This is a genomic window from Streptomyces sp. NPDC126510 (assembly GCF_040302345.1).
GTDB lineage: Bacteria > Actinomycetota > Actinomycetes > Streptomycetales > Streptomycetaceae > Streptomyces.
The window spans coordinates 1-11,482 of sequence record NZ_JBEORR010000069.1; the positions used below are offsets into that span (position 1 = coordinate 1).

General features: G+C 61.9%; 11 protein-coding genes. 6 read left to right on the forward strand and 5 right to left on the reverse strand.

From position 1 onward, the window contains the following. Positions 1-2,076: vitamin B12 dependent-methionine synthase activation domain-containing protein (locus ABTX60_RS42205; protein WP_352101954.1), on the forward strand; the 2,076-nt coding region annotated here is incomplete at its 5' end. Continuing rightward, positions 2,069-2,386 carry an MGMT family protein gene (locus tag ABTX60_RS42210; RefSeq protein ID WP_003943354.1) on the forward strand — a complete coding sequence of 106 codons (318 nt, stop codon included), beginning with the start codon at positions 2,069-2,071 and terminating at the stop codon, positions 2,384-2,386. The genes ABTX60_RS42205 and ABTX60_RS42210, both read left to right, overlap by 8 nt. 376 nt (positions 2,387-2,762) lie before the next feature. On the opposite strand, the gene ABTX60_RS42215 is transcribed toward ABTX60_RS42210, so the two are convergent. Continuing rightward, a complete protein-coding gene (locus ABTX60_RS42215; protein WP_003943384.1) occupies positions 2,763-3,380 on the reverse strand; it encodes a uracil-DNA glycosylase family protein in 618 nt (205 codons plus the stop codon). Between the two features lie 1,332 nt (positions 3,381-4,712). Here ABTX60_RS42215 and ABTX60_RS42220 point away from each other — a divergent pair. The 3 genes from ABTX60_RS42220 to ABTX60_RS42230 all read left to right on the forward strand — a co-directional run bounded on the left by ABTX60_RS42220 (position 4,713) and on the right by ABTX60_RS42230 (position 7,219). Next, a complete protein-coding gene (locus tag ABTX60_RS42220; RefSeq protein WP_037130811.1) occupies positions 4,713-5,192 on the forward strand; it encodes an SRPBCC family protein in 480 nt (159 codons plus the stop codon). A 974-nt stretch (positions 5,193-6,166) separates the two neighbouring features. Then, positions 6,167-6,943: a hypothetical protein gene (locus tag ABTX60_RS42225; RefSeq protein ID WP_003943377.1), complete on the forward strand. Its 777-nt coding sequence runs from the start codon at positions 6,167-6,169 to the stop codon at positions 6,941-6,943. Between the two features lie 27 nt (positions 6,944-6,970). After that, the gene (locus ABTX60_RS42230; protein WP_003943394.1) at positions 6,971-7,219 is read left to right on the forward strand and encodes a hypothetical protein; all 249 of its coding nucleotides are present in this window, start codon (positions 6,971-6,973) and stop codon (positions 7,217-7,219) included. Between the two features lie 409 nt (positions 7,220-7,628). Here the strand turns inward: ABTX60_RS42230 and ABTX60_RS42235 are convergent, their stop codons facing one another. Together ABTX60_RS42235 and ABTX60_RS42240 are read right to left on the reverse strand one after the other, a co-directional pair. Beyond that, complete coding sequence (locus ABTX60_RS42235; RefSeq protein WP_003943395.1) at positions 7,629-8,408, reverse strand: SigB/SigF/SigG family RNA polymerase sigma factor; 780 nt, start codon at positions 8,406-8,408, stop codon at positions 7,629-7,631. Positions 8,409-8,499: 91 nt separating this feature from the next. Then, positions 8,500-8,646 carry a hypothetical protein gene (locus ABTX60_RS42240; RefSeq protein WP_003943399.1) on the reverse strand — a complete coding sequence of 49 codons (147 nt, stop codon included), beginning with the start codon at positions 8,644-8,646 and terminating at the stop codon, positions 8,500-8,502. Positions 8,647-9,070: 424 nt separating this feature from the next. Between ABTX60_RS42240 and ABTX60_RS42245 the strand changes: the two genes are divergently transcribed. Then, on the forward strand, positions 9,071-9,439 hold the full coding sequence (locus tag ABTX60_RS42245; protein WP_256261650.1) for a MerR family transcriptional regulator: 369 nt from the start codon (positions 9,071-9,073) through the stop codon (positions 9,437-9,439). Here ABTX60_RS42245 and ABTX60_RS42250 read toward each other — a convergent pair. After that, positions 9,364-9,786 carry a hypothetical protein gene (locus ABTX60_RS42250; protein WP_350835144.1) on the reverse strand — a complete coding sequence of 141 codons (423 nt, stop codon included), beginning with the start codon at positions 9,784-9,786 and terminating at the stop codon, positions 9,364-9,366. The genes ABTX60_RS42245 and ABTX60_RS42250 overlap by 76 nt on opposite strands. 166 nt (positions 9,787-9,952) lie before the next feature. Continuing rightward, the gene (locus ABTX60_RS42255) at positions 9,953-10,255 is read right to left on the reverse strand and encodes a hypothetical protein (protein ID WP_003943349.1); all 303 of its coding nucleotides are present in this window, start codon (positions 10,253-10,255) and stop codon (positions 9,953-9,955) included. Positions 10,256-11,482 lie beyond the last annotated feature (1,227 nt).

Consider the following 11,482-nt stretch of genomic DNA (forward strand, 5'->3'; position numbering starts at 1 on the left):
CTCGCCGAGTCCGACATCATCGTCGACGCCTTGACCTTCCCCATCTCCACCGGTCAGGAAGAGGTGCGACGCGACGGCATCGAGACCATCGAAGCCATCCGTCAGCTCAAGGCTGCGTACCCGGAACTCCACTTCACCCTGGGTATCTCGAACATCTCGTTCGGTTTGAACCCGGCCGCACGGCAGGTCCTCAACTCGGTGTTCCTGCACGAGTGCACCGAGGCAGGTCTGGACACGGCGATCGTTCATGCGTCCAAGATTCTGCCGATGGCCCGAATTCCTGACGAGCAGCGTGAAACCGCACTCGACCTCGTCTACGACCGTCGTAGCGAGGGGTACGACCCGCTGCAGAAGCTGATGGCTCTGTTCGAGGGTGTCTCGGCTGCGTCGGCGCGCGAGTCCCGTGCGCAGGAACTGGCGGGACTTCCGTTGTTCGACCGGCTCGAACGCCGCATCGTCGACGGCGAGCGCAACGGCCTCGACGACGACCTCACCGAGGCGATGACGATCAAGCCTCCGCTGGCCATCATCAACGAGACCTTGCTCTCGGGCATGAAGACCGTCGGCGAGCTGTTCGGCTCCGGACAGATGCAGTTGCCGTTCGTTCTGCAGTCCGCCGAGGTCATGAAGACTGCCGTGGCATTCCTCGAACCGCACATGGAGGCGAGCGACGAGGACGGCAAGGGTCGCATCGTGATCGCGACCGTCAAGGGCGACGTTCACGACATCGGCAAGAACCTGGTCGACATCATCTTGAGCAACAACGGCTACGAGGTCGTCAACATCGGTATCAAGCAGCCGATCGCGACCATTCTCGACGTCGCGTTGGACAAGAAAGCCGACGTGATCGGCATGTCCGGACTGCTCGTGAAGTCCACTGTCGTGATGAAGGAAAACCTCCAGGAACTCAACGCACGCGGAGTCGCCGAGAAGTTCCCGGTTCTGCTCGGTGGTGCGGCGCTCACGCGCTCCTACGTCGAGAACGACCTGCAGGAGGTGTACGAGGGCGACGTCAGCTATGCCCGCGACGCTTTCGAGGGTCTGAACTTGATGGACCAGATCATGACGACCAAGCGTGGTGGCGGCCCGGCGCCGGACAGCCCGGAGGCCATCGCTGCTCGCGAGAAGGCTGCCGAGCGTAAGGCTCGTCACGAGCGTTCCAAGCGCATCGCCGAAAAGCGTAAGGCTGCAGCGGTTCCCGTGGTCCTGCCGGAGCGTTCCGATGTCGCAGCCGACATCGCGGTGCCGACACCTCCCTTCTGGGGCTCGCGCATCGTCAAGGGAATCTCGCTGTCCGAGTACTCGGGGCTGCTCGACGAGCGCGCTCTTTTCCTCGGCCAGTGGGGCCTTCGCGGTCAGCGCAAGGGCGACGGTCCGACGTACGAGGAACTGGTCGAGTCGGAAGGCCGTCCGCGACTTCGGTACTGGCTCGATCGGTTGACGTCCGAGGGCATCCTCGCGCATGCCGCGGTCGTGTACGGGTACTTCCCGGCGATCTCGGAGGGCGACGACGTCATCGTGCTCACCGAGCCGAAACCGGATGCACCCGAAAGGTTCCGATTCACCTACCCGCGCCAGCACCGCGACCGCTTCCTGTGCATCGCGGACTTCGTTCGCTCGCGCAAGGACGCCGAGGCCACCGGGCAGGTCGACGTACTCCCGTTCCAGTTGGTGACGATGGGTCAGCCGATCGCGGACTTCGCCAACGAGTTGTTCGCGTCGAACTCGTACCGCGATTACCTCGAGGTTCACGGAATCGGTGTCCAGCTCACGGAGTCTCTGGCCGAGTACTGGCATCGACGCGTCCGTGAAGAGCTAGTGCTTCCCGAGGGTCACACCGTCGCGGAGCAGGATCCCACCGAGGTTGCCGGTTACTTCGATCTCGAGTACCGCGGCGCTCGCTATTCGTTCGGATACGGCGCGTGCCCGGATCTCGAGGATCGAGCCAAGTTGGTTGCGTTGCTCGAACCCGAACGAATCGGCGTCGAATTGTCCGAGGAGCTGCAGCTGCATCCCGAGCAGTCCACGGACGCTTTTGTCCTGCACCACCCGGAAGCAAAGTATTTCAATGTCTGAGTTGCCGAACGGAATATCGGAAGACGGCCCCTCGCCGTTCGCTCGCCGCGTCCTCGACATCATCGACCGTATTCCTGCAGGCCGAGTGATGACATACGGACTGATCGCCACCATCGTCGACGCGCATCCGCGCCAAGTCGGCCAGGTCATGACCCACTGGGCAGACGAAACACATTGGCACCGAGTGGTCTACGCCAACGGCACTCCCGCTACCTGTCACGGCAACAACGCTCTCGTCCTACTGCGCGGCGAAGGGACGCCCATGCGCGACGGACGGGTCGACCTCGTACACGCGCTGTGGAATGGATGATCCACCTCAAACGATGGCGAGAACCGTCCTGCAATCGTTTTCGACGAAATGCCATGTCCTCCATGCGATTAAGTCATCTTCACCCTCGTATTTGCTCCCCGGGTCATGTCCTAAGTCTGGTATGTCGGATGAGACACGGCCACCCGCTGCGCAGTCTCGACGTGCACTCAGGTGGACTGGCGGTTGACGACACACCCGGGGGCAAGGTGTAAGGCGCGAGAGCGTGTAGCGCCGACGCGGCGTGTGAACGGGGAGAGCTCAGTGACCGGGCGGCCAGCTCGGTATCGGTTCGATGATGTGGACGGTCAACTGACAACGTCGAACACGTTGTGTTCGCGCTTTGCGCTGAACCTCTACGTGGAGACAAAAAGATCTTTCACAGGGCGAGTGAGCGAATTGCGGTCTGGACGATCGGCAACACGTCCTCTTCGAACCACAGGTTCTTGGCAAGCCACGGCTGGTTGCGCGGAGAAGGATGTGGGAGGGGAAGGTACCCCAACGGCAGGTAATCCTTCGCTGCTTTGACGGTCTCGGTCAGTGTCGGCTTGCGCCGACCACGTAGATAATGCGCCTGTGCATACTGACCGACCAACACCGTGAGTCGGACGTCGAGTAAACGATCGTTCAGTGCCCCATGCCAATGAGATGCACATTCGGATCTCGGTGGTTTATCGCCCGACCTGGCTTTGCCTGGATAGCAAAAGCCCATCGACATGACGGCTACCGTGTCCGGGTCGTAGAACTGTGTGGGCGTCAGACCGAGCCAAGCGCGCAGACAGTCACCTGAAGGATCGTCCCAGGGAACACCCGTCGTATGAACTTTGCGGCCGGGCGCCTGGCCGATCACACGCAGCCGAGCCGATGGGCCTGCTTGCAGTACGGGACGCGGTCCGCACGGCAGGTGGTCCGCGCAGAGCGTGCACCCTCGGATCTCCCTGAGCAACTCAGCCAATGGTTCCGGCATATTTCCCATCTCCGGGGTCGAGGCAAGCATAGAAGTGACGTCGTTATCGGACGCGTTCGAGGTCGTCGTCTACCGGGAAATCACCGAAATCCGGGTGGAAGGCTTGAAGCCGCGCCGGTAGGCCGGGCTGACAGATTTCTCAGTCAGCGGGCAGCGGGGGCGTCGAGTCCGCCGGTATTTGGCACGGTTTCCCCTATGTCTCCAACCATGCCTCGAAGACGCATATGCCCGTCGGACAACGTGTAGCAGCGTTGCGACGAGACAGGGTAGCGACAGGACAGAGACCCAGGGTGCCGCGACCGGGACGCATCGGGGCAGTGAAGACATCACGCGGGTTGGCGGCGTAACTGGCTGACGCCTTCCACAGCAGCTCTAGCGATCGGAAGACCCTCGAAGGATCTCGCCGCCCAAGGTGTACGCGCCCAGCTCTCCTGAGTAGGCCAGCGGTCGAAACCGTGACGGCTCATCGGATCCCAGGTCAGTGAAACCCGACGAGCCGTCCCGTGCCCTGGCCCGGCAGAGCTGAGGCACGGCACAAGTGATCCACCGGACGCAAAATTTGGGGGACCGGCTATCCGGTGGATCCTCGACTCACTACCCCCGCTGCCCGTCATGTAAACGCCGCACCGAATCGTGAGCCGAAACGCTCAGTTCTCGAATGCGGTGATGCTCCGGACCAGTGACGTCCGGGTAGGTCGACCGGCGGATGCGCAGTATTCGTCGACGTCGACGGCGATGTACACCGACGACCTTCAGGCTGGCGATCCGCGGAACCCTGCAGTGCACGAGGGAGACGTACTGCGCGCCCGGTTGCGCTTGATGCCTTGCGGCACTTGATGTTCGCCGCGGCTGGGGAAGGGGCCGGCTAGCCGAGGACGCAACAGCAATTCTCAATATCCGGACTGGACGATTTTTTGGCCTACCCGGGGCGAGGGCGGTGTCTGTGGGCGGTTCCTCGGTGCCCTCCTTGCGGGAGATGCGTTGCGAAGAGTCGACGGTCGTCTGCGTACCGTTCGACGGCGATCCCACAACTCGTGTCCGAGTTCGCCTCTGTGGCTGCCCTGATCGCATCGTTGTGCGTCGTGGGTTTCCCACCGGGTGTGCTCCTCGGCGGTTCTGCACATGCTCCTCCATGAAGGCCGACGGTAATGGCGGACCGAAGAGGGTGCCCCTGGATGAACTACCCGAGCGCCTCTACCGCGCGCGCGGGTTGTTGGCGGTGCTATGACCGATTGTCTTCGAACCTTCTCGCAGCGTGAACGACCCTGCGACCTGGGCGAACCCGAAGACACACCCTGACCGTGGCTTCCACGTCGACTGCTGCGATGTGTATCAGTTGACAGAGTGGGTAGCTCGAAAATCATGAGTACCGTGACCGAATCCGTAGATGTCAACGTCCCCATCTGTACCGCCTACGACCAGTGGACTCAATTCGAGTCGTTCCCCCACTTCATGTCCGGAGTACGGGAAATTCGACAAATCGACGATGTGCACACACATTGGATCCTCGAAATAGCCGGACAACCACGGGAATTCGACGCCACCATCACCGAACAGCACCCGGACGAACGCATTGCGTGGAAATCGGACGCAGGCCCCGATCATGCGGGTGTGATCACCTTCCACCGATTGGACGACTCGCACACCAGGGTGACAGCACAGATGGACATCGACCCTGATGGCTTCGTCGAAAACATTGCCGACAAACTCGGAGTCCTCACCCACAGAGTCAAAAAGGACATGGGGAGCTTCAAGGAGTTCATCGAATCCCGCGACCAGGAAACAGGCGCCTGGCGGGGAAACATCGAACGCCCGGACCAGATACGCCCCGACGAAGTCTGAACTCCCGCACCCCGCAGGCCTGGGGACTGCTGCGGCAGGAGTAGGCGCGGGCCACCGGAAGCGCAATCGCCCATCGGCACGGTTCCCCCGCAGGGGGTTACTACGGCTTCCCGAGTCCTACACGTGCGTGCCGAGGGTGCCGGTGTCGTTTGCCACGTGAGGACGAACGAAGCCACTGGAAGTCCAGGCACATCACCACGGTCAGACCGACACCTAACATCACGAGTAACAGAACCACGTTCACCATCGCCACTGCTCCCTCTGACATCGAATTAGCCACTCACACCACGGAAGGCAGAATTCTCAGACGCATTCCGGACGCGTACGTTCCGGTAGCTGGACTCAGGCAGCGGTCACGCCATGAATCGATCGGACCGATACGCGCATCCTCGACGTCGCGGACAAACCACGTGCGATCGGTTCTTCCGCCTCGAAACGCTCGATTGCGAGTGCGAGGCCCATGACCTGTCGCCACCACCGTTCACGTTCCTCGGATTCGGCCCACACAATTACATCCATCACTGTCTCCTCATCAACCCTGGGTTTGTTACCCAGGTCACAGATTTTGGAAACGTAGGACACGCGAAATTATGCAATGGAGAGAAGCGGGGACTCGCGGTGTGTCGCCGATAACCAATCCTCCTCGAGGCCTCCGAAAACAGATCCGAAGACACGAAACGAGTACAGCCGAAAAAGGAGCTTGCGAACTGACCCGCAGTCCAATCCACTCGGCCCCCGTCGACGTCAATGCGGTCACTTCACAGGCTGCACAACACTTCTCGTGGGTGTGTTGATACGGCTGCGAGCCGTTGCGCTCAAACACAGGCGACAGGGTCAGGAACCTGACCGTACGCCGCTGCAGGCGAGGAACATGATCAGCCCGCTGCGGATTCGGATGCCGCCCCTGAGGCGAAGTCCGAAGCCGAACGACGCCTATGCTCGGTATAAGATCTCGCGAGAGAGTGGAGCCAGATATGAGTCCGAACAGCACCTGGCTCGACACCCGAACAACCCAACTACGGGGCACGCTTCTCGGTCTGGGGCTGACGATCACCGACTCCCAGGCCCGCGTACTGCTCAACGACAAACTCGACGACTACGCCCGCCTGATGCACGTCACCCGCCGCACCGCCCAACGACACTTCACCGACGAACAGCTCGCCATCTTCGCCAACTCCCTCGCGGCGGCCATTTCCGACGAAGCACCCGGCGAGCCCATGACCGAATTCGAACGCACCATCCCCATGCCCACCAACGCACTCGGACTGACCATCGCCGCCCTGGCAGAAGCGCTGAAAGTCGCCCACGGCAACCTCGAAGAGCACTCTCTGACCGACGGCTTGTCCCACCTGTCGACTCTGGGCATGATCGCCGCCGACGCCCGCACAAACACCCGCACCGGTACCGTTCCCATGCCCCGGCCGCTGCTGCTGCGGATCGCTCGCTTTCTCGACAACACCGCGAAAATGGTCAGCGAGGGAGCGAACCTGCCCGACGGCCTCGACGAAAACGCGCGAGCACCCTTCGTCACCACCCTCCAACAAGACGCCGACGGACTACGCACCCTCGCGAACACCGAAGACGGTCACTCGCCGAAACTTTGGCGTATCCCTGCCAGTAGCGAAACATCGCCCCGTCGCGAAAAAGCCAATCGACGTCATGCCGCAGTCGAAACAGAGCCGAACGCCGCAACGGAAGGCGCGCGCGGGGATTCGATCCGCAGCGGACGACCTCGCCCCACGGAATCTTGACCTGCCAACACATGTGAGGAGTTACTCGTGAGGCCTATCGCCAGTTTCAGCGCCATGTTCGTGTGGGCCATCCTGCTCATCGCCGTCGTCGGCATCGCCGTGAGCCTGACCCAAGGGGCGTGGGCTCCCACCGTCGCCTGGGCGATCGTGGCAAGCGCGGCCGCGGCTGGTCTGATACGTCTGCGACACCGGCAGATCGGTAGCACCCGCACATTGAGAGCTGTTCCCGCGCGGCGAATACATCGCGCCAAGCACGACAAGAACGATCACATCTGACACATCCCACCGACTGCCGACGGCTCCCCTCCGCGGCCCAGATCGTCCCGCCGGCATTCGTAAGCGCCCAGGGGGACGGGCCTTGGGGCCTTGCGTCTGACGAATCCCCGGAATGGTTATCGAGTACAGCTCAGCGTGTTGAAAGCTGGCCTGTTGAAGTCAGTACTGCTGTATTCAGTACTGCGCGTTCGTCATTCACCACCGACTCCGCGGTCCGCGGGAAATCGGTAGACCCGAATTCCGCCCTCGCGATCGGTGTATTGAATGCTCCAGAGCGTGCGATCCACCTGCCCCAACTCGATACTCCGGACAGCTTCCTCCAAGGTCGGGTACTCAGCAGTGCGCTGCGCAGCACCGTCGTAGAGAAAAGTGAAATGCATTCGATCCTCGTCCTTTCTTCCCAGTCAGGTCAGGCTGCGACCGCGACCGGCCGGGGCGCAAAGGAAGACGAGGCTCGCAGTTTCGCGAGACTTTGGGCGAGGAGCCGAGAGACGTGCATCTGCGACACTCCGATCTTCTCCGCGATCTCCGCCTGAGTCAGTTCCCCGAAGAACCGGTAAATCACGATGATGCGCTCACGCTCGGGCAGAGCGAGGAGCGCCGGCCGCAGCGTTTCCTGATTGTCGATGCCGTCGAGGGCAGCATCGAACTCTCCCAACGCATCTGCGATCGATCGACCGTCACCGACGGCGGCTGCATCGAGGGACGCTGCATGATAGGAATCGCCGGCAGCAACGATCTCCGCGACCTCGGCGGGCTCGACTCCGAGCTCTTTCGCCAGCTCCGGCACCGTCGGCTCACGCCCGAGATCCTGCGTGAGCGCGGTGCGTGCTTTGTTGAGCGCAAGACAGTTTTCCTGCAACGAGCGCGGCACCCGCACATCCCATCCACGATCCCGGAAATGCTTACGCACCTCCCCCATCATCGTGGGAATCGCGAAGGCGAGAAAGTCTTTGCCCTTGGCCAGATCGAAACGGTTCACCGCACTGACCAGACCGACGCTGGCCGCTTGGACGAGATCGTCGAGCGCTTGTCCGCGGCCGCGATACCGCAAGGCGATATGGCGAGTCAGCGGTAGACATAGTTCGATGATCTGCGTGCGCAGACGCTCGCAGCGTGCGTCGTCTCCCGGCAGAGAAGCCAACTCTTCCAGCAAGCCCGCGACCTGTGCGTATTCGGCGTCCTTCATGTGCCGGCTCACGCTATCACCCACTTCTGCCGGGTGGTCGTTGCTCGTGCGTATCGTGCTGCGGGCATCGTCTTCTCCTTCACAGTCGCGCTCACGGGTTGATCGCCTGCAGGACTACGCGGAATGAGGCCGCCGCGACGAGGGCGAACGCCACTCCGGTCAGCGGGCCGGCAAGGACGGATCCGACTGCGCCCAAGATTCCGGCGATCACGATCACCAGGACGAGATCGAGCGTCACCCGCCGCCACCAACCTCGGGAGGCGACAGGGGTCGTGATCGGCGATCGCCGCTGCGCAGAAGTCCGCCCGACGTCATATGAGGAGGTCATGGCAGTTGTCATTCACACTCCCGGGGTCCACATGCTCACACACAGCTGTCTGTTCCGATGTCGTAAATCTATACCAACTGATGCAGATAAGCGACAATTAGAGCGGCAGGGAAAGCAGGGTCGAAGGCGCCGTGAGCAATCTCCCCTTGGGCTCACCTGCACATTCAGGCGAGTTTCCGTTCTTACCGGGCGGGTACGTTCTAGCCGTGACTATGTTCGGTTGCGCGAAAATCTGCAGTGCTGACCATCAGATTTGCAGCATCGGCCGGCGAAGGGATAGTGATGAGCCGTGTTAAAGTCGAGTGATATCCGGTTGGGCTGAGGGAGTAGTGCTGTGGCAGTGACAGATGCAGCGCACGTCCATGCTGCCTACGACCGCCGTGGGGTGTACGGGATTTCCGTGATGTCGGAACTGTCCGGCGTCGGCCCGCAAACATTGAGACTGTACGAGCGGCGCGGACTGCTCACCCCAGCCCGCACGGGCGGGGGAACCCGCCGCTACAGCGAAGCAGACCTGGCCACGTTGACACGTATCAGCGCGTTGATCGCCGACGGCATCAACCTGACTGCGATCGGTGTCATCCTCGACCTGGAAAACCGGAACGGGATCCTGGCCGAACAGATCGCTCAGCTCAGTGGGATGCCCGCGGAGGAATCGCCTTCCGAGCGCGTCCCGGAAGGCGGTGACCCCGCGTCGGCGTGAGCGATGGCGCCGAAATCCGCATCGGCAGCGATCACATGCCCCTCCGATTCGAGCTGGTCGATCGCCGCATCGAACGCGTCGATAAGCCACGGCTTCTGCGCCTGCGCGAGCGAAGTTTCCGTATTGTCGTCACCGGTCTGCACGATGTGCACCCACCACGAACCGCTCGCATCGGGCTCGTCCCACAACCCTCGCGCAGAATTGGTGGCCAACACGTAGCGGTTGTACTCGAGATCCACACGAATGGCGTACTGCCCGTCCACATTCACCACAGCAGCGGGCCGCTGCGACGCCGCAGCCAACGCGGTCAGCGCGTCGTCGTACATTTCCGAGAACTTCTTCGTCAACGGCACAGTGCAGTCCTACTCATCGAGGCCCCATGCAGACAGCACAAGGTAAAAGACAGCCCGTTGCCACAGCCATGACCAGCCCGTTGCCACAGCCATGACGAAGAACTGACATCCACCCTAACCCCACGAGGCCCACATCAGTGGGAAGCATCCCACTCCGCGATCACCTACCGTCCCATCGAAAGCCGGAAGAGGACCGAACCCTGTCGAACTGCATACCGATCTCGCGGCAAAGCTCCTCATCACTGACGGCGCGGTCCCCGAAAGCGATCGCGCCCACTGCAGTGCCGTCGATGACAACCTCGCCGACGACACCGACGACCGCACCGTCCTCACGGCAAGCGATGTCCCGCCCCGCGCGAATCACCTGCTCGATCACCGACGCACGGTCGAACCCTGCACCGCCGCGGTAGCGGTGGACACCGGTTTCCTCGTCCCGCACCGACACGAACCAGTCCACCTGCATCGCCCTCACATTCCTCCCCTGCACCCCTCACCTACTTCTACCGCGTGGGGAGCGTATCCACCACCTCGGCCGCGAGCACCGTCAGCCGAATACTGCATTGCCGAGACTGCTCGACGAACACCTCGAACACCTCAAACACCTCAAACACCTCGATCCTCACTGATACCGTGCAGCACCATCAGCATTCCCTCGGCATGCTCGAAGCCTTGCGCGTACCGCCATCCCAGCCTGCACACCCCCGACCTCCGCAGGACCCGCACTCCGCCGCCGGAAGAGGTTGGTATGCCAATGGGCACTGCTCACACACCCGCTACTTATCGACGATCATCCACTCAAGAGTCGTCCGGTCGACACAGGCCTCCACTTTCCCGCCCCAGGGACCCATCGGCCGCCGCAGCGGACTCGCCGCGATACGGAGGTCCGACGAAACGTTCCGACCGACTCATGCTGACTTGCAACAGCTCTCGAATCGGATGGATGGTTTGGCACGAACAAGGCAGCTGCGGCGATTTCAACGACCGCACACCCCCAGGACCCCGGCCCTGCACGTCGAGCCGGGGCGGTGGGATGCCATCTGCGTTGAGCACACAACCCAGACAGCCCTTTTCGTGCGCGGTCAATATCCGTGCGGCCTCGCACTTCCCACCATAAACCGCATTACCGGTATGCACCTGGTCGGATTCCCGGTCGATACCAACTAGCAACCCGGGCGCGTGCGGACAGTCCGGGAGCAGCACTCCCCCACACCTACCAACCCGATCTCATCGGCCGGCTACCACCGCCACGTCGCGAGAACTCCGAAACGTTTTCTGGAGTGGCGATGACACTCGGCGACCTCACGAAGCAGGTCAAACAGATCAGCGGAAAGCCAGATTGACACCGAATCGGCTGTCGAAGGGGTGCAACCAGGTTCGATCCACGGTTCCATACCGCCCCACCCCGACACTCGACAAAGCTGACGGGCAATCATCACCGAGTAGTCGACCGGCACCGATCATGTGTGCTCTCGCCAGATTTGTGAAAGTCCGCTACCACCAGAGGAAGTCAACGCGCTCTGCTGATCGAAGATCTGCCGACACCCCGCATGGAGGCGATAGCGTCGAGACTCTTGCCTTGCTCACAGAGGGAGCGGGGGGACTATCTCGTTAACGGTGTTTCGGCCGTTTTCATCAGTAGGTTTCTGATCCGGGCCAACGATCCGCGAACGTGATCGCGAAGGCATTGAGA